Genomic DNA, 19,748 nt, shown 5'->3' on the forward strand with positions numbered 1-19,748 from the left:
CATCGTCGTCATCGGCGACTTTTTAATATTACCAGAAGCCATTTTCGATGTCAACACTTTTTTCATTTTCTTTTTTGTTTCATCGTCGCTTATTTCAGCAACGAATATTAATATACCACCGTTTAACTCTCTATGCAACTACTTTTTAAAAGAAAAAATATTCTTATTATTCTTCTGCGTATTCTCTCTTTATTCAGATAATATAATAAGGGATAAATAAGTTCTCCTGCTAACCTTATACTATTTTTCTTATCCCTTTCCCCCTCTCTTCTATATAGTTCAACATCATTACTAATATAAAAATACGGCACCTTTTAAGGGTGCCATATCCTATTTAGCGATGTCTCATTAACGGGAATAATAGTACATCTCTAATAGAAGGAGAATTTGTTAACAGCATTACTAGGCGGTCAATACCAATACCTAATCCACCTGTTGGAGGCATCCCATATTCTAATGCCTCTACAAAATCCTCATCCATTAAGTGTGCTTCATCATTTCCTTGCTCACGTTCTTTTAATTGTGCTTCAAATCTTTCACGTTGATCAATAGGATCATTTAATTCAGTGAAGGCATTTGCATGCTCTCTTCCTACTATGAACAGTTCAAAACGATCTGTAAAACGAGGATCTTTTTCATTTTTCTTCGCTAATGGCGAAATCTCTAAAGGATGACCATAAATGAAAGTAGGCTGAATTAATTTTTCTTCTACTCTTTGCTCAAAAAACTCATTAACAATATGGCCATACGTCATATTTTCATTAATTTCAATATCATTTTCTTTCGCTAATCTCCTAGCCTCTTCCACACTCATCTCTGGCCAGAAGTCTACACCTGTGTATTCCTTAATCGCATCTACCATATGAAGTCTTGTCCATTCTGGTTTTAAATCAACTTGGTAGTCTCCGTATGTTACAGTTGTAGAGCCATGGATTTCTTGTGCAATATGAGCAACTAAGTTTTCTGTAAGACTCATAATATCACGATAATCAGCATAAGCTTCGTAAAGCTCAATCATCGTAAATTCTGGATTATGTCTTGTTGATACTCCTTCATTACGGAATACGCGGCCAATTTCGTATACTTTTTCTAATCCGCCAACTATCAATCTTTTTAAATGAAGCTCAATAGCGATACGCATATATAAAGGCATATCTAACGCGTTATGATGTGTAATAAACGGACGTGCAGAAGCTCCACCTGCAATAGAATGCATCATTGGCGTTTCTACTTCTAGATAGCCATGGCTATCTAAATAACGGCGCATGGATTGAATGATCTTGCTGCGCAGAATAAATGTATTCTTACTTTCTTCACTTGAAATTAAGTCTAAGTATCGTTGGCGATAACGTTGCTCAATATCTTTCAAACCATGGAATTTATCAGGTAAAGGACGAAGAGCCTTTGTAAGTAAAGTAAAATCTTGAACCTTAACAGAAAGTTCCCCTACGTTCGTTTTAAATAAAACACCTTCTACACCAACAATATCTCCTAAATCCACAGAGTTAAAAATAGCGTATTGCTCTTCGCCTACATTGTCTTTACGAACATACAGTTGAATTTGTCCTTCAAGATCTTGAATATGAGCAAATCCAGCTTTCCCTTTTCCTCTTTTTGTCATTACTCTTCCCGCAATAGAAACAGAGATATTCTTTTCCTCTAGTTCTTCCTTATCTAGAGATTCATATTGTTTTTTTAAAGCTTCAGATAAATGAGTTCTATCAAAACGTTTACCAAACGGATCTATTCCTTGTTCACGCAACTCATTCATTTTGTTACGTCTAACTAGTAATTGGTCATTTAAGTTTAATTCTTCATGACTCATGCTTAATCATCTCCAACATCTTTTTTATGTATGATCACCTAAAAAAGGAATCGTTCAATTTATACATACTTTATTATTCTACACAATGTCACGAATACAGACACTAAAAAAGAAAAAAAACTGTTAGATTTTTTGTCTAACAGCTTTATTTTTACACATATTACAGGAAATTTAAACAGTTACGTTCAAAATTAACCTACTTCGATTTCAGAATGTCCTCTTGCTTCTACTTCCAAGACTAATGCATTCAAGATCGTTACTAATTGTTCCCTAGTCTCACATTCATTAATAGCACTTCTTGTTTTCGCATTTCCTTTAATGCCCTTCAAATACCAAGCAGCATGTTTTCGCATTTCTCGAACGGCTACATACTCCCCTTTTAAATGGATTAACCGATCCAAGTGCAAGATGCATACATCCATCTTCTCTCGAACCGATGGATCACTAACTAACGCACCCGTTTCTAAATACTTAACCGTACTATAAATCATCCATGGATTTCCAAGCGCAGCTCTTCCAATCATAACACCATCACAGCCAGTTTCATCTAACATTCTTTTCGCATCTTGGGGTGTATTTACATCTCCATTCCCCATTAAAGGAATATTGATTGATTGTTTTACTTCACGAATAATATCCCAGTTTGCAGTCCCTTCATAAAGCTGGACACGAGTTCTGCCATGCAGGGCAACCGCCGCTCCACCTGCGCGTTCAACCGCTTGAGCATTTCTTACTGCATATATATGGTCTTCATCCCAGCCCATACGCATTTTAACCGTTACTGGTTTACGAACATTTTCTACAACAGCAGAAACCATATCATAAATTTTATCCGGATCTAACAGCCATTTAGCCCCTGCATCACATTTTGTAATCTTTGGAACCGGACATCCCATGTTAATATCGATAATATCTGCATTGGTATTCTGATCAACAAATTGCGCCGCTTCTACTAATGTTTCCTTTTCTCCGCCGAAAATCTGTAAACTCATTGGATTTTCACGCTCATCAATATAGAGCATGTTCATTGTTTTTTTGTTTTTTAAAACAATCCCTTTATCACTAATCATTTCCGCACAAACAAGACCCGCTCCAAATTCCTTCACTGTTAGACGAAAAGCAGAATTTGAAATACCAGCCATTGGCGCAAGAACAACACGGTTACTAATTTCAACATTTCCTATTTTAAACAATCTTTTACCTCCCTGATGAACCGTGCTTATTTATTTTGAAGTGGATCTAACTCTTCTCTCGTTATCTTTAGCACATCTACAATAGAATCAATCATTTCTTCTGAAGGCATCCGATTACCTCGCTCAATCTCTCCTAAAATAGAAACAGAAACGAGTAACTCTTTTGCTAAACCTTCCTGTGTATATCCTTTTAGCTTCCGAAAAGCCCGAATACGTCTTCCCCATTTTTCCGTTGTTTCCATACCCTTACTCCTTCTCTATCTCGCAAAAGCTGCAAACTTTCTTTTAAAAGTATTGGTTTATTTGGTAACTTTATGTCTGGAGCAATTTCTATTAATGGCACTAAAACAAATGCTCTCTCTTCTATTCTTGGATGTGGAATAATCAGCTTCTCTGATACTATATTTTCTTGATTATACAATAAAATGTCAAGGTCTATTGTTCTTGGCCCCCATCTAATTATCCTTTTTCTTCCAAGTTCACTTTCGATATTTTGACATTGTTCTAATAAGGAACATGGATTTAAGGAAGTTTCAACCTGTATGACAATATTCAAAAATAGTGCTTGTTCCTCATATCCAACTGGATCCGTCTCATAAACAGATGAAATATTTACCACCTTTATCTCTTCCTGATTATGTAGCATTTGTACAGCTTCATGTATATATTCCAACCGATTTCCTATATTCGACCCTAAAGATAAATAAACTTTATTCATTCTTTTCTTTTCCTTGTGATTTCTACCGCAACTGATTTATAGTGTCCTGGAATCGGTGGATCTGGCTTAATGATCCGAACTGTTAAACCTTCAATAAGAGAGTAGGATTCTAATAATTTTTTTGCAATATTCTCCGCTACCGCTTCAATCAATTTATATGGCTCCCCTTCCACAATCTCCTTTACATCGAAGAATAGCTGGCCATAATTAACCGAATACTGTAAGTCATCTGTTGCTCCCGCTTTTGCTAAATCTACATCTGCTTGTAAATCCACTATAAAACGCTGGCCTAACTTAGTCTCTTCTTTAAACACACCATGGTAACCATAGAACTCCATTTGGTTTAATATTATTTTATCCACTGTACTCACCCTTTCCCATCAAAGCATCCATCATCCGCGCCATTCTTGTCATTTCTTTCACATCATGAACGCGAATTAACTGACATCCTTTTTGAATGCCATAGCATATAGTTGCACCTGTTCCTTCTAATCGTTCGCTAACAGGTAAATTTAATACATGGCCAATCAATGATTTCCTCGAGGTTCCCAACAAGACAGGATAGCCCATTTCAACAAGCTTATCTAAGCCGCGCATCATGTCCAAATTCCCCTTTAAATCTTTCGCAAATCCAATACCTGGATCAAGAATGATTTTCTCCGCAGAAACTCCAGCTCCCTTTACCATATCAATACTTTCCTGCAAATCAGACACTACATCTTCCAAAAAAGAAGTATAGCTAAGATTATCTCTATTATGCATTAAGATAATAGGAGCTTGATATTCAGCTGCAACCTCAGCCATACTAGGGTCTCTTTTTGCTCCCCATATATCATTGATAATATGAGCACCCGCCTGTAAAGATTGTCTCGCCACTTCTCCTTTATATGTATCAATCGATAGAGGAACATTCACTTCGTTAGCTAATCGTTCAATAATCGGAATTACCCGTTCTAATTCTTCTTCAATCGATATTTCTGTATAACCTGGTCTGGTGGATTCCCCTCCTATATCAATAATATCTGCTCCATCCTCCACCATCTGGACGGCATGTTTAACAGCTCTATCCATTTCGTTATATTTTCCTCCATCAGAAAAAGAATCAGGATTCACATTTAAAATTCCCATGATGATTGTTTTTTGATCATAGTTTAACGTATATGGACCACAATCAATTTTATTTACCATTCCCTTATTCCCTCCAACTCTTTTACAGACCATAATTGATTCGTATGTTTTCTATATTCATTATATAGCATTGTAACAACAGGACCCTCTTTTCCCTTATATTCATACTTATCGATTCTTTTAATCGGAATAATTTCCTGAATGGAATTTGTTGCAAATACCTCTTTGGCACTTGCAAGAATATCTCGTGAAAAAATGCCTTCTTTCACAGCAACCCCATAAACCTGTGCAAGTTTTACAATAAACTGCCTTGTGATGCCATTTAATATTCCTGTCTGCAAGCTAGGAGTATAAAGCTCTCCATCTACAACCCAGAAAATATTAGAGGTAATACCTTCTGCTAAATATCCTTCCTTCGTCAAAAAAATTCCTTCCTTCGTCGGCTCTGGCCCAATCTCTCTCTTGGCAAGAATATTATTTAAATAATGATGTGATTTTAAGCGAAAGAATCCCTCTGGTGTATTCCTTGGAACTGTGACTATTTGCCCTGTTTTTTCAACCATACCAGCTGCCTTTGGAAGAGGTTTTATATACACAATCGTATTTGGTTGTGTATACGGCTCTGTTTGCAGTCCAATCATGCCATTTCCTGCTGAAACATTCCAGCGGATATAGGCATTTTCTATGTTATTTATACTGAGCAGTGCTTTTATAATAGATACTGCTTCTTCTCGCTCATAAAATTTTTCTATATTCAGCTCCGATAACCCATCATTTAATCGTTTAAGATGATCATCTAATAAGAAAGGATGTCCATCATATACACGCAATGTTTCAAATAAGCCTAAGCCATACATAAATCCATGGTCAAAAACAGAGATAACCGCTTCTTCCTGACGAATTATTTGTCCATTTAAATATATATACATCTTCTACTTAGTTCCTTTTTGATAAAATTGGATAAAATTATGTAAGATTTCCATCCCAGCCTTAGTCATGATAGATTCTGGATGAAACTGAACTCCTTCGATAGGAAGTTCTTTATGTCTAAGCCCCATAATCTCTCCTTCTTCCGTCCAAGCAGAGATCTCTAAACACTTTGGCAATGATTCCTTTTTTACAATCAGCGAATGATAGCGCGTAGCTGGGAAGGGATTAGGTAAACCATGAAAAATTGTTTGATTATCATGATAAATAAGGGATGTCTTTCCATGCATTAAATTGGTCGCTTTCACAACCTCTCCTCCAAAAACCTGTCCAATTGCTTGATGACCAAGGCACACACCAAAAATCGGTATTTCACCAGCAAGGGTACGAATCGCTTCCAAACTAATACCTGCATCATTGGGCGTACATGGTCCAGGAGAAACCATTAAGTACATCGGCTTTTCCCCTTTAATCTCCTCGATAGAAGTCTCATCATTTCTTTTCACTTGCAGTTCCTGCCCTAATGAACCTAAGTATTGGACTAGATTATAGGTGAAGGAATCATAATTATCAATCATATAAACCAATTGCCATCACCTAATTTCTCTTCTGCTAATTCTTTTGCATTCCATAACGCTCTGGCCTTTTTCATCGATTCTTTATATTCATTTGCAGGAATAGAATCAATTACAATCCCCGCACCTGCTTGTACATATGCTTGGTTTTCCTTCACCAACATAGTTCTGATCATAATATTCAATTCTATATCATGGTTAAAACCAATCCATCCTAATGAACCGGTATATGGGCCTCGTCGCACCGGTTCTAGTTCCTCAATAATTTCCATTGTTCTTATCTTTGGCGCACCCGTAATGGTTCCACCAGGAAACATACTATCAATAAGATCATACTCATCTTTATTGTCCGCAAGCTGCCCTTTTACATTAGACACAATATGCATAACATGAGAATACTTTTCTATTACCATAAATTCGTCTACTTGAACACTTCCGTACGCACATACTCTCCCTAAATCATTTCTTTCAAGGTCTACTAACATTACATGCTCTGCTCTTTCCTTTTCACTCTCGATTAATTCACGAGCAAGCTCTGAATCCTCTGCTTCATCTCTCCCACGGGACCTTGTTCCTGCTATAGGTCTTGTACTTACGTCCTTTCCCTTCTTTTTAACTAGTAATTCTGGTGATCCACTAACTAGCTGAAATTCAGGTGTATGAAAATACCCCATATAGGGAGAAGGATTTAAAACTCTTAGCTGCTGGTAGACATCAAGCGCAGATACATGCAGTGGTTTAGCCTGCCGAACAGACAAGTTAACCTGAAACACATCTCCTTCAGAAATATAGTTCTGAATTCTGCGGACAGATTGTTGAAATTCATTGTCTTCCATCGATACTTTTAATTCTGACGATTTCTCTGCATGTCCTTGAACTATCTCTTCCTTCTCATCATCTATCCAGACTAGCATATAGGATTCAACTTTATCTTGAATCATCGCTAACTGATTTTCTTCATATAAGGCTGAAATCCATAATTTATTTTCTTTATGATCATAAGTAAACCATTCTTCGAATAACAAAAAGAAAACATCTGGTATTTCCATATCATCTGTCGTCAGGTTGGGGATTTTTTCAATATAACGGATATAATCATAACTAATGAATCCTATCGCTCCACCTTGGAAATCTGGCAGCTCTGGATTAGTCTCTACAACATACTTATTCATCACTTCTTTTATAGAATGAAGGGGATTTCCTTCGATTCGTACAGTTCCTTTTCCGTCTATCACTTCTAAACCATTATTTCTGCCTATCATTTTCACTATAGGTGAAATTCCGCCAATACTATACCTGCCACCACGTCCACTTTCTAATAGAACATAATGGGACTTATCTTCAGCAAGGGTCAAAAAGCGCCTAAAAAACTGGTCATATGATAGAGGAATAGTCTTACTATATACTTTGTAATTTTTCAAACAGACTTCGCTCCTTATCTTTTATCTGTTCTCATCATACAAGATGTACCGAGAGAAATACAAAAAAATCACCTATTTGCCAGATAGCTGCATAACAGGAGTTTTTTAATCAAAAAAAACAAAAAGCCCCCTTTTCAAAGGAGGCCTATTTCCAAGGCTGATTTTTATCCTTATTCTTCATCAAATTGATAAAGAGGTGTGCTTAGGTAACGTTCTCCATTACTTGGGATAATTGCAAGTACTTTTTTACCTTTTCCTAGCTCTTTTGCAACTTGTAATGCTGCATAAATAGCCGCACCAGAAGAAATTCCACCTAATACGCCTTCTTCTTTCCCTGCACGACGAGCATATTCAAAAGCGTCTTCATTTGTAACCTTAATAATACCGTCATAAACTTCACTATTTAAAATTTCCGGAACAAATCCAGCACCGATACCTTGGATTTTATGCGGTCCTGGTTTTCCACCTGATAGTACAGGAGAATCAGCAGGTTCTACTGCATATATTTTAATATCGCTATATTTTTCTTTTAGTACTTCCCCAGCACCAGTAATGGTTCCACCTGTACCGATACCAGCAATAAACGCATCTAAGCCTTCCTCACCAAAGGCCTCCACAATTTCAGGTCCAGTTGTTAATCTATGTACTTCAGGATTAGAGATATTTTTAAACTGCTGCGGAATAAAGTAACCATTTTCTTTTGCTAATTCTTCCGCTTTACGAATAGCTCCACCCATGCCCTCTGGTCCAGGAGTTAATACTAATTCAGCACCGTAAGCTTTCAATAGTCGTCGACGTTCCACACTCATCGTTTCAGGCATAACTAAAATCGCACGGTAACCTTTTGCCGCAGCAACCATCGCAAGGCCAATACCAGTATTTCCACTTGTTGGTTCAATAATCGTACTGCCTGGTTTTAAATCCCCGCTTTTTTCCGCAGCTTCAATCATCGCAAGCGCAATTCGGTCTTTTACACTGCTTCCTGGATTCATATATTCTAACTTCAAATAAACATCTGCACTTGAATCGTCCACTAAACGATTTAATTTAACAATGGGTGTGCCACCGATAAGATCTACTACAGAATTTGCGATTCTTGACATTTTCTATCTCCCCTTATCTTTATTCCGAGTATTTTAATTGGTTTTATAATATTAATTTACCAAATACCTCCTTTGTTTGTCAATCGATATGTTTGTATTTTCGGAAAAATTAATCATTAGTTCGGTTCTGTCGAAGTTTTTACTTAAATCAGGGACAAAGTGGTTAAACACATGGAAGTAAGAGCCAAATCGTTGAGTATATAAACCAAATTTGTTTTTCAACCAAGCCATTGGACTTCCAGACAAAAATTTCCTTTTTTTAACCAACCACATCATCTCCACCCCATTACAAAAACGGAAAACATTCTTCATAAAAAACACCTGCAAGGAATAATGAATCCCAATTCTGCAGGTGTCTAATAACTATTTTGCTTCTTCTAATAATGTTTCTAGCTCATCCTTTGTAAACAGATATTTCTCATTACAAAAATGGCATTCTGCTTCGGCTTGTCCGTCTGTGTTGATAATATCTTCGATTTCTGCTTGACCTAAACTAATAATTGCACTTGAAAATCTTTCTTTCGAACATGTGCATGTAAAGGAAATTGGCATATTTTCAATTATTTTCACATTATCTTTTCCGCAAATTTCTTCTAAAAGCTCTTCTGGCGTTAAACCTTTTTCAATTAATTTCGAAATGGGCGGAATTTCACTTAATCTTTGTTCAATCTTTGTAATCGTTTCATCTTTCGCTCCAGGCATTAATTGAATAATGAAACCGCCAGCAGCTAAAATGCTGTTATCTGGGTTTACTAAAACTCCTACTCCAACAGAGGAAGGCACCTGTTCTGAATTAAACAAGTAATAAGTAAAATCCTCTCCAAGCTCTCCAGAAACAATCGGCACCTGTCCAGTGAAGTAATCACGCATTCCAATATCCTTTACAACAGATAGTGTGCCCTCTGTTCCTACAGCTCGTTTAACATCTAATTTTCCATGTTCATTTAAATCGAAATGAATTTGCGGGTTAGTAACGTAGCCGCGTACTTCCCCTTTAGCATTTCCGTCTACTAGGATAAGACCAATCGGACCACCGCCATCGATTTTCACTGTTAGTTTTTGATCTCCCTTTAGCATAGCTCCTAGCATTGCTGTAGCTGTTAATGATCTTCCTAGAGCAGCTGATGCTGTTGGCCAAGTATGATGTCTTCTTTGTCCTTCTCCTACTGTTTCTGTACTTCTGACTGCATATGCACGAACTTCACCATCAAACGCTAACGCTTTTACTAAATAATCGCTCATTGTTTACTCCTTATCTTTAATCAGTTAATGAACGGAATGAAAGTTCCGTTTAAACATATTTTATTTTAGTGTATCCTTATTCTTCTTATAAATAAGCTGTAACCCTTTTAAAGTAAGAAATGGGTCTACTTCATCAATAATATTTGACTCTTTTGCAATAAGGTTCGCTAATCCACCTGTAGCAATAACCTTTGGTTGTAAATTGCTTTCTGCCTTCATCCTTTTCACAATGCCTTCCACCTGGCCTACATACCCAAAAAGAATTCCTGACTGCATAGCTGAAACGGTATTTTTACCAATTACTCCTTCTGGTCTTGCAATTTCAATACGCGGTAATTTGGCCGCTTTTGAATACAATGCCTCTGTCGCAATATTAATACCAGGCGCTATCGCTCCACCCATGTATTGCTTTTGCTCATTTATATAACAAAATGTTGTAGCAGTCCCGAAATCAACAATAATCAACGGGCTCCCATATTCATGAATAGCCGCAACTGCATTAACAATTCGATCAGCTCCGACTTCCTTAGGATTATCATATTTTATGTTTAGTCCCGTTTTTGTTCCTGGACCCACAACTAACGGTTTTAAGTGAAAATACTTTTGACACATTCTTTCTAAAGAAAACATAATTGGAGGAACAACGGAAGAAATAATTATTCCATCAATATCTGAAAACGTTAAACCGACATGATCAAATAGGGATTTAATGATCATACCATATTCATCTTCCGTTTTATAACGATTTGTTTCAATTCTCCAATGATGCTTTAATTCTTCTTTATCATAAACACCTAATACTATATTTGTATTTCCAATATCAAAGACAAAAATCATTATAGTCACCACTTTTTATTAATTTCATTTTCCCGTCATTATCTCGTATCACTTTATTTACTTAGGAAAGCTATACCTAGAGTCTATCCAATACTGGAAATATCATAACATACAACCAGAAAGAGACAAAGCCTAAAGCAATGACTGCTTCGAAAAGATACGGTTGTAAAGGTTTTGACAAAAAAAAGACACGCTCGAAAGCGCATCTTTTTCCAACGATTACTCGTTATCATCTTTTTTGTTAATATTTACTTTTAGATCTTCCGTGCCTAAGGTAGTATCGGCCTTTTTCGTACGGTCAGGCAAGACACCATCTTTGTATAAGCTATTGATTTGTTCTGCATCCAACGTTTCAATTTCAAGAAGTGTTTCAGCGATTAAGTTCAACTTCTCACGGTTTTCTGTAAGAATTTGTTTTGCTCTTTCGTAACATTCTTTTATAATTCGTTGAATCTCTAAATCAATGTCATATGCAATTGCATCTGAATAATTTTGTTCATTATTTAAGTCACGACCTAGGAATACTTGACTTTGCACTTGACCAAATTGTAATGGTCCAAGTTTATCACTCATTCCATATTCTGTTACCATTTTACGGGCAATACCTGTAGCTCGTTGGAAATCATTATGAGCTCCAGTACTTACTTCCCCAAATACGATATCCTCAGCAACACGACCGCCAAGTAATCCAGTAATCTTATCAAGAAGCTCTTGTTTCGTCATTAAGAAACGATCTTCCTTAGGAAGCATAACTGCATATCCACCAGCTTGGCCTCTAGGTACGATTGTTACTTTATGAACCATATCCGCCTCATCTAATACAACACCAATAATCGTATGTCCAGCTTCATGGTAAGAAACAATGTTTCTTTCTTTTTTGGAAATAACACGACTTTTCTTGGAAGGTCCAGCAATAACACGATCTGTCGCTTCATCCATGTCTTCCATGTCGATTTTCTTTTTATCCGCTCTCGCTGCAACAAGTGCAGCTTCATTTAGAAGGTTTTCTAAATCCGCACCAGAGAATCCTGGAGTACGTTGAGCGATGCTTTTTAAATTAACAGACTCATCTAACGGCTTATTACGAGCATGTACACGTAATACCGCCTCACGACCATTAACATCTGGTCTATCTACCGTAATTTGTCGGTCAAAACGACCTGGACGTAACAATGCAGGGTCAAGAATATCAGGACGGTTTGTAGCAGCAATGATAATAATCCCTTCATTTGCACCGAATCCATCCATTTCAACTAATAGTTGGTTTAACGTTTGTTCACGTTCATCGTGTCCTCCGCCTAAACCAGCGCCACGCTGACGACCTACAGCATCGATTTCATCAATAAAGATAATACAAGGAGCATTTTTCTTCGCATTTTCAAATAAATCACGAACTCGAGAAGCCCCTACCCCAACAAACATTTCCACGAAGTCAGAACCACTGATAGAGAAGAAAGGTACACCAGCTTCTCCCGCTACAGCTCTAGCAAGTAATGTTTTACCTGTTCCTGGAGGTCCATTAAGCAGGACACCTTTTGGTATTCTAGCACCTAGCTCAGCAAATTTCCGTGGATCTTTTAAGAATTCCACCACTTCTACCAGCTCTTGCTTTTCTTCATCTGCGCCCGCTACATCATTAAAGCGAACCTTTTTCTTTTCTTCATTGTACAGTTTTGCTTTACTCTTACCAAAGTTCATTACACGGCCGCCGCCGCCACCTTGGGCTTGATTTAACAAGAAGAAAAATAAGATAAAAATAATCACAAACGGAATAATTGAAGTAAAGAATGTGATCCATCCACTTGTTTCTTGTGCAGGCTTGACATCGATTTTGGAACCTTCTGTAGCAGCCTTTAAGATCACTTGAGCATTTGTTTCATTATTAGTTACATAGGAAACAAACGTTTCATTTTCTTTATAGCCTTTTAATTTCCCGCGTATTTCAAGGACACCTCTTTCAGGCTGCTGCGTTATTTCGGCAACATCACCAGCATCAAGGTGATTTATTAATTCAGTATATGTTAATTGCTTGGTAGGCTGATTATTTCCATTGAAAAAACTAACCACACCGATAATTACTAAAAATATTAATAAATAAAAAATGGTATTACGAAAAATACGGTTCATCCCTTACCTCCTCCCACGGTAAACAAACTATAGAGTATAGTAACATAGAAAATTAAGTAAATTCAAGGAATTACCCTCTCCGGGCTAGAATTCCTCTTTTCATGTACTTATTCACTGTCACTCGTATAAACTTCCGGTTTTAAAACACCAATATATGGTAGATTTCGATACCTTTCCGCGTAGTCTAATCCATAGCCAACAACAAAAGCGTCTGGTACGATAAATCCTACATAATCAGCTTTAAGATCTGTCTTTCTACCAGTTGGTTTATCAAGAAGTGTCACAATTTTGATTGATTTTGCTTTACGATAACGGAACAACTCTACAAGATAGCTTAAAGTTAAACCACTATCAATAATGTCCTCGATAATTAGTATGTCTCTTCCTTCCACAGAAGTATCCAAATCTTTTAAGATTTTTACTTCTCCAGAAGATACAGTAGAATTACCGTAGCTTGACACATCCATAAAATCCATTTCAAGGTATGTATCCACGCGCTTTAAAAGATCTGCCATAAAGGGCATAGCACCTTTTAATACTCCAATTGCCAAAGGAAATTTATCTTGATATTCCTCTGTAAGCTGAAATGCCAAATCTTTGATTTTACCTTGTATTTCCTCTTCAGATATCAATATTTTTTCAATATCGTGTTTCATTTCTTGTGTGCCCCCTAGAAGATCATTGCTTTTTATATGTTATTAATAGATTACTACCACTATTCGTATTACTATGAGAATATATCGATTTTTTTAGTCCTGGAATCCAAAGAATTTCACCTTTGCTATCCGTAACGATCGGCCAATTCTCCCTCTTATGGATTGGAATCTTTTCATCGATAAAAATACGGTTCACTTTTTTTTTCCCATCCATCCCTTTCAAATGAATTCTATCGCCATCTCTTCTAGTACGGATAATAAGAGGAAAGGAAATAGAAGATGCATCCAAAAGAATACAATGGTCATCAATAATCGTTTCACCGTCTATATATTCTACCTTAATATTGTACCCATTTGGTAATAATAACTCTCCCATTTTTGATAATTCATAATAAAAGGATTGTGCTGGAGAAAAATTAAGTTGAAAATGAAGAAAATGATACGACTTTTTCACTTTCAAACCATTCGGGAGATCAATATTTCCAGAAGAATGAGGACTCTTAAGTAATATCATCATTTGCTCAGTATGTAATGCGGATAATGAAATAGGTATCTCGTCATAGAGATAATTTAATATTAGTTGAATACATCTTCTTTGTAAAGGAATAGCTATTAAAAGAAAACGATTAATATCAACTACTACTTCCGCAGCCTTTTTTTCAACCATTACATCAGAAAGCTTTTCTTCAGCCTGCTTCATTAAATAGGTTTCATCGTCTGTTAATTCTTCACTAAACCGTTGAAAATGCTTCGCCGCATGAATATTTTCTTTTTTTAAAAAGGGCACAACGTGTTTTCTGTATCTATTGCGGCTATAGGTATCTTTTTCATTGCTTGGATCTCTTCTTGGATTAAGATTATGTACTTTACAATATTCCTCAATGTCTTCCCTTTCTAAACATAAAAAGGGACGAATAATTTTCCCTGTACCAAAAGGACGCATAAAAGGAATTCCAGCCCTTGCTTTCCCTAAACTTCCTCTCGTTAATCGCATTAAGATAGTTTCTATTTGGTCATCTCCATGATGACCTAACGCTAAGTAATCTAAGTTATGCCTTTTCATTACTTTTTCATAGAAGGAATACCTGCATTCTCTTGCTGCTTTTTGTGAATTCATTCCTGTTTTTTGGATAAATGCTGGTAAATCTATTCGCTCCCAAGAAAAAGGAATGTTTCTTTCTTCACAGAACGATTTTACAAACTCAGCTTCATCGAGCGACTCCTCCCCTCTAAACATATGATCCACATGTCCAGCAAAAACCTTGATTTTCCATTCTTTTTGTTTTGTCCATAAAAAATGAAGAAGCGCTAAAGAATCTGGTCCTCCAGAAACTCCAACCAAGATTTTCTTACCTTCTAGGTTCATATTTTTTCCTTGCAGGTAATTTAAAATTTGATCCTCAAGCATTTTTCATTACTTCCTTATCACTATCACTATTCTACCGGCCTTGATGTTATTACTTTTTCATCAGAGGTTGTAGTTACTATAGTCAAGGATATCACTTTTTTAAAAGTGATACCAAAGACTATTCTCTAAAAATTGCTGAAAATCCTCTTTTCAAGTTAATTGACCATATATATACAAAATATAACAAATAGAGATAAGGATAATGATGAGTATAGATTCAGCCCATCCTGCCTTTTTCTTCTTTTTAACCAATTTACTTCTTGTTTGAGCAGATGGAGCAGGTTGACTGTTCGCTTGGCGAGCTTTACTTCTATTTGTTCCAGCTGTTATCGTGCTTCTACTTGTTTTTTTTGATTCTCCACTTGTTAATTTTAAATAATCTAATCGCATTTCTTTTGCCGATAGATATTTTCCTGTTAACGCATTTAGTAGAATCCCCTCGAAACGCATTAATTCCTGCTTTTGTCGAATCATCATATGCAGCTGTTTGATCCCGCCCTCTTTTTTATTAAAGCGCTTTGGATAATAAAGATTCAGTATAATCATCGCAACAGCAAACAAATCATAGCTTGGCTCTGCCTTTCTTGTGCCTGCCCCCCAGTATCCTCTATCAAAGAACTCGGTAAATTCTTTAATCGCTCTCCCTTTTATGGTTGTCCCCCCTACATCAATACATCTAATTCTCGTTGGAGGTCCTGTAATAATCAGGTTTTCTGGTTTTAAATCTCCAAACACCCAATTATTTTCATGAAGATTTTGTAAGTCCTTTAATAATTGGATCATTAGCACATCGATCCATAAGTCTTCCTTATTATGGATAAAGGTTAGTAAATCAGGTCCATTAATATACTCCATTACATAAAAAGAAATAGTTCCTCTATTTGTTACCCAATCATCTACATCTATTAAAGAAGGTCCAAGGCTATAACCTTGGACCTTTGCGAAGGATTTCAAAACATTTACTTCAGAAGTTATAGATACACTGTTGTTGCTTAATTTCAAAGCAACTCTTCCTATTTTGGAATCTGCTAAAAAAACTGTCCCATTCGCTCCATAGCCAAGTTCCTTTAAGATTGTATATTGCTTGTTATGCCACTTTCCTTTTATTACTGTTCCACTATTTATTTTAAATTGACTCTTCGATGTATTCATCATCACTTGAAATCAAGCTCCTTAATGAGCGCTTATGCTTAAAGTAACGAATGGCTTCCTTTAAAGCTGGACCTGTTGGTGTAATGCCTCCTGTCGATAACTTTGGAAAGATACTTGTTAAAGATTCAAGACGAGGTGTCCAATCCATTAATTTTTCGACATCTTTCTTTTTCCCGGGAAATACAAACACAGAGTAGCGATTCTCGCCAGATCGAGCATTCAAGCTTAAAGATAGATCAAGCAAAGCTTCTTTTACAGTTGGTAGTTTATGTTTCATACTAGCGCTTGTATCTAGTAATACTAGCACTTCCAGCTCAACAGTTTCCCCCAGTTCGTCCACAACCTCCATTACCTCTCCTCTTTTTTCGGGAGGAAGATCCTCCATCGTCTTAGAGGAACCTAATATTTGCTGAAGCTCTTTATTTACTACCCCTTGGAGTGTTTGGGTCATCGCCTTTTTTGTTACCATTTGGACAGTCTGACTTAACTGCTGTGCATAAACCACTTGACTAACACCGCCTCCAGAGAGTGCAATGCCTTCAATTTCTTTCATCCCCTGCTCATCAATTGTATCTTGTTCCATTACCCCAATAACATTTACTGTAATTCCTTGTTCATTTGCTAATGCTGCCATTGCGACAGGATCTTCTCCTTTATTAGAACATCCATCTGTGATAAGCAAAATCTGCTTTAACGTACCTGTTTTCATAAATATCTCCCCTCCATCTTTATGAGTTAGTCCCATTCTCGACGAAAAGAGAAGTATTTATACCTGTTCTGAAGGATAAACAGATTAGTATAATAAAAAACTAACAAACAGTATTTTTCTCCTACTGAATGTTAGTCCATTTAAATTTTTATAGAACTAGAAGGACCATTTTAAACTGACAAATTTAGTTTGCAATTTGCTTAAAGCCTTTTACTGGAATGGACGCCCACTTTGGAATATTATGGTCGATTTTCGCAACTAATACGGTCATGTCGTCTTCAATTAACCCTAAGCGGGAGCGGATAACCTCCTCCATAATTAAATCTGCTACCTCTTGAGGGTTCTCTGTTTTTAATTCCTTAATTTTTCTCTTCATCCAAATCTCAAAGTTTTCAACATGTTTTGGTCCTTCAAACACACCATCACTCATCATAATGAGAAGATCTCCAGCCTTTAATTGTTCACTCACAACATCCACATCAAATTCTTGCAGGATTCCCATTGGCAAATTACTTGCCTGTATTTTCATAACCTTTGACCCTCTTTTGATGAAACTAGGTGTAGAGCCAATTTTCAGAAATTTAACTGCTGCGTTTTGGAGATCAATCATTGCTAAATCCAGTGTGGAAAAAATTTCATCCGTTGTTCGCAAAGAAAGAATAGAATTAATTGATTTTATCGCTACTTGTTCTTCAATCCCTGATTGCAGAATTTTTTGCAATAATTGAAGGGTCTCTTCACTTTCTACATGTGCCCGCTTCCCATTCCCCATTCCATCACTAATTGCCATAGCGTATTTACCTAAACCTAGTTCAATAGTAGAGTAGCTATCTCCTGAAATAAACCCGCCATCCTTTGCTGCATGCGCAACACCAGTCTCTATTGTATAAGCTTTTGCTGACCGGAATGTTGCATGACTATAGTCTTTGGAATACTCAGAAACCTCCTCTTTATTTACAATAATGGTCTCGCCAAGAATATCGGATAGCATTGGTGCAATTAGTTTTTCACATTCTCCGTAGCCTGTATTGTATGGAATAGTGATATCGATATCTACATTTCCTTGTTCCAAGCTGTATATTTCAACATTTTCAATATGAATGCCAAACTCTTGAATAGCTTCTAGGATTAATTCCTCCTGCTTGTAGTGATTTTCTCTTTCTCTTTGAATTTCTTTCGCAAAATCACCCATTACCTCAGAAACACCGAGCAATTGATCTGCAACTAATTTTCTGCTTTCCTGTACTTGTTTTTTTAATTTTTGATTTGCCTGATACAATGTCAATTCTTGATGGATTGCATCTGTCACCTTCTTCGACCTTGTACAATGCTTATCCCACTCCCTTTGAAGGCTAGAGGAAATATTCCCACCAGTATCAGCCATTTCAGTCATAATATCTTTCATATAGTCATAGGTTGTATTAAAGTTACGTGCCCAGCAATGTTCTTTACGAAAACATGTCTGACACGTCTTTTCTGTCACATTGCTTAAAAAGTAGTCTAGCTCCTTGTCTTCTTCCTCTATCATTTCACTTATATTTGTGGGAGAAAAACTTTTAGAGAGTGCTTGAAATACATTGGAAAACTGAGATACTCTTTGAGCTGTTACATCTCTCATTTTTCTCATATATTGCTGTTGTTCTTGGGAATATTCTGCTGTTCCTGGTATATGCTTTGCTATGCGTGAGGTTAAACTTCTCGGTGTCATAAGAAATAGGAAAACAGCTATAGTTGTTTCCATCAATGAAACAGATAGGACGCCCCCACCTTCTCCATACATGCCAATAAGGAGAGTAGCAATAAATAAACCAAGTGCTACACCGATTTTCTTTCCTTCTTTCAGCAATCCACCTAGAAGACCAGAAAAAGCCAATAAGCTCATATGATAGAAGCTAGAGATGCTTGCAAGACTAAAAATTAATCCGGTAACAACGCCAACAGTCGAGCCAATAGTGGCCCCTGCAATAAAGGAAAAGAGGAGAACTAAATAACGAGACATAATATGTTCAATCGATAAGCCATAAACAGCCCAGCCAATTGTTCCCGTCATAATAGAAGCTAGCATAATGATAAGACAGACAATTTCTTCTGTTTTAAGGGCTTGTCTTCTTTTATTGACCGTGAGTAACGGCAGACTTTGTAAAAAAATTAATGTAAGTATATAGCCAAGACTTCCTTCTACAAACGCTAACATTCCACCATACAGTGTAAAACCATTTGTTAAAAGATAGGCTTTCACTAAGCTGCCTAAAAAGACTAGTCCAAACACAAATAATGGTACAAGTTGCTGCTCTTTATTTTTCCAATTTAAAATGATTTTATAGCTAATCAAAAAGAAGAAAGACAAGACAAAATTAGAAGCTGCCTCTGTTACCCCTAAAGTAGCAGCACCGGCTATTAATCCAATAAGCGCGAGTGGTGCTTTATCTTTCCTTGATAGATATACTGCTGCAAAAAATGGAAGAGCAAAAGGAGTAAGTTGTCCTAATATTAAGGCTCGTCCAAGTAAAAAACCGAGAATTAATAGTAAAAAGCCTTTTACTAAAAAGAAGTTTTCTACTTTTGTATAAAATTTATGAACTAATGAACTGAAGCTATCCCGTGACTTCCCAAAATCAACTTCACCAATCGGATCGATTATATCCCTTTCCACTTTCTCCATAAACCACACTCCCTAACAAGTATCGTTGCTCCACATTATAGAAGGTAGCTATTTAAAAGTTTGTC

At 36.6% G+C, this 19,748-nt stretch carries 18 protein-coding genes; all 18 read right to left on the bottom strand.

Features of this window, described 5'->3' with window-relative positions; genetic code table 11:
• Window positions 1-334: 334 nt before the first annotated feature.
• The 18 genes from lysS to spoIIE all read right to left on the bottom strand — a co-directional run bounded on the left by lysS (window position 335) and on the right by spoIIE (window position 19,683).
• Window positions 335-1,825, bottom strand: coding sequence for a lysine--tRNA ligase (gene lysS, locus BCI01S_RS22095; protein WP_047944408.1), 1,491 nt, complete (start codon window positions 1,823-1,825; stop codon window positions 335-337).
• A gap of 191 nt (window positions 1,826-2,016) precedes the next feature.
• Window positions 2,017-3,018, bottom strand: coding sequence for a tRNA dihydrouridine synthase DusB (gene dusB, locus BCI01S_RS22100; protein WP_047944407.1), 1,002 nt, complete (start codon window positions 3,016-3,018; stop codon window positions 2,017-2,019).
• Window positions 3,019-3,044: 26 nt separating this feature from the next.
• A complete protein-coding gene (locus BCI01S_RS22105; RefSeq protein ID WP_047944406.1) occupies window positions 3,045-3,260 on the bottom strand; it encodes a helix-turn-helix domain-containing protein in 216 nt (71 codons plus the stop codon).
• On the bottom strand, window positions 3,209-3,736 hold the full coding sequence (folK, locus tag BCI01S_RS22110) for a 2-amino-4-hydroxy-6-hydroxymethyldihydropteridine diphosphokinase (protein WP_047944405.1): 528 nt from the start codon (window positions 3,734-3,736) through the stop codon (window positions 3,209-3,211). Before folK ends, BCI01S_RS22105 begins: the two co-directional genes overlap by 52 nt.
• On the bottom strand, window positions 3,733-4,098 hold the full coding sequence (folB, locus tag BCI01S_RS22115) for a dihydroneopterin aldolase (protein ID WP_047944404.1): 366 nt from the start codon (window positions 4,096-4,098) through the stop codon (window positions 3,733-3,735). The genes folK and folB overlap by 4 nt, the downstream gene beginning before the upstream one ends.
• Window positions 4,091-4,924: a dihydropteroate synthase gene (folP, locus tag BCI01S_RS22120; RefSeq protein ID WP_061801112.1), complete on the bottom strand. Its 834-nt coding sequence runs from the start codon at window positions 4,922-4,924 to the stop codon at window positions 4,091-4,093. Before folP ends, folB begins: the two co-directional genes overlap by 8 nt.
• Complete coding sequence (pabC, locus tag BCI01S_RS22125; protein ID WP_061801113.1) at window positions 4,918-5,793, bottom strand: aminodeoxychorismate lyase; 876 nt, start codon at window positions 5,791-5,793, stop codon at window positions 4,918-4,920. Before pabC ends, folP begins: the two co-directional genes overlap by 7 nt.
• Before the next feature lie 3 nt (window positions 5,794-5,796).
• Window positions 5,797-6,378: an aminodeoxychorismate/anthranilate synthase component II gene (gene pabA, locus BCI01S_RS22130; protein WP_061801114.1), complete on the bottom strand. Its 582-nt coding sequence runs from the start codon at window positions 6,376-6,378 to the stop codon at window positions 5,797-5,799.
• A complete protein-coding gene (locus tag BCI01S_RS22135; RefSeq protein ID WP_061801115.1) occupies window positions 6,366-7,787 on the bottom strand; it encodes an anthranilate synthase component I family protein in 1,422 nt (473 codons plus the stop codon). The genes pabA and BCI01S_RS22135 overlap by 13 nt, the downstream gene beginning before the upstream one ends.
• Before the next feature lie 170 nt (window positions 7,788-7,957).
• A complete protein-coding gene (gene cysK / locus BCI01S_RS22140) occupies window positions 7,958-8,890 on the bottom strand; it encodes a cysteine synthase A (RefSeq protein WP_047944399.1) in 933 nt (310 codons plus the stop codon).
• A gap of 363 nt (window positions 8,891-9,253) precedes the next feature.
• Window positions 9,254-10,132, bottom strand: a complete 879-nt coding sequence (gene hslO / locus BCI01S_RS22150) for an Hsp33 family molecular chaperone HslO (protein ID WP_061801117.1) — start codon at window positions 10,130-10,132, stop codon at window positions 9,254-9,256.
• Between the two features lie 60 nt (window positions 10,133-10,192).
• The gene (locus BCI01S_RS22155) at window positions 10,193-10,969 is read right to left on the bottom strand and encodes a type III pantothenate kinase (RefSeq protein ID WP_047944396.1); all 777 of its coding nucleotides are present in this window, start codon (window positions 10,967-10,969) and stop codon (window positions 10,193-10,195) included.
• Window positions 10,970-11,188: 219 nt separating this feature from the next.
• A complete protein-coding gene (ftsH, locus tag BCI01S_RS22160) occupies window positions 11,189-13,096 on the bottom strand; it encodes an ATP-dependent zinc metalloprotease FtsH (protein WP_061801118.1) in 1,908 nt (635 codons plus the stop codon).
• A 107-nt stretch (window positions 13,097-13,203) separates the two neighbouring features.
• Entirely contained in the window at window positions 13,204-13,752 is a 549-nt protein-coding gene (gene hpt / locus BCI01S_RS22165; protein WP_047944392.1) for a hypoxanthine phosphoribosyltransferase, read from the bottom strand.
• Window positions 13,753-13,774: 22 nt separating this feature from the next.
• Window positions 13,775-15,160, bottom strand: a complete 1,386-nt coding sequence (tilS, locus tag BCI01S_RS22170; protein ID WP_061801119.1) for a tRNA lysidine(34) synthetase TilS — start codon at window positions 15,158-15,160, stop codon at window positions 13,775-13,777.
• A 150-nt stretch (window positions 15,161-15,310) separates the two neighbouring features.
• Window positions 15,311-16,318, bottom strand: coding sequence for a serine/threonine protein kinase PrkT (gene prkT / locus BCI01S_RS22175; protein WP_280529754.1), 1,008 nt, complete (start codon window positions 16,316-16,318; stop codon window positions 15,311-15,313).
• The gene (locus BCI01S_RS22180; protein ID WP_047944388.1) at window positions 16,287-17,021 is read right to left on the bottom strand and encodes a vWA domain-containing protein; all 735 of its coding nucleotides are present in this window, start codon (window positions 17,019-17,021) and stop codon (window positions 16,287-16,289) included. The genes prkT and BCI01S_RS22180 overlap by 32 nt, the downstream gene beginning before the upstream one ends.
• Before the next feature lie 184 nt (window positions 17,022-17,205).
• Window positions 17,206-19,683, bottom strand: coding sequence for a stage II sporulation protein E (gene spoIIE / locus BCI01S_RS22185; protein ID WP_047944387.1), 2,478 nt, complete (start codon window positions 19,681-19,683; stop codon window positions 17,206-17,208).
• Window positions 19,684-19,748: the final 65 nt, after the last annotated feature.

The organism is Niallia circulans NBRC 13626, assembly GCF_001591585.1.
In the GTDB taxonomy this organism is placed as follows: Bacteria; Bacillota; Bacilli; order Bacillales; family Cytobacillaceae; genus Niallia; species Niallia circulans.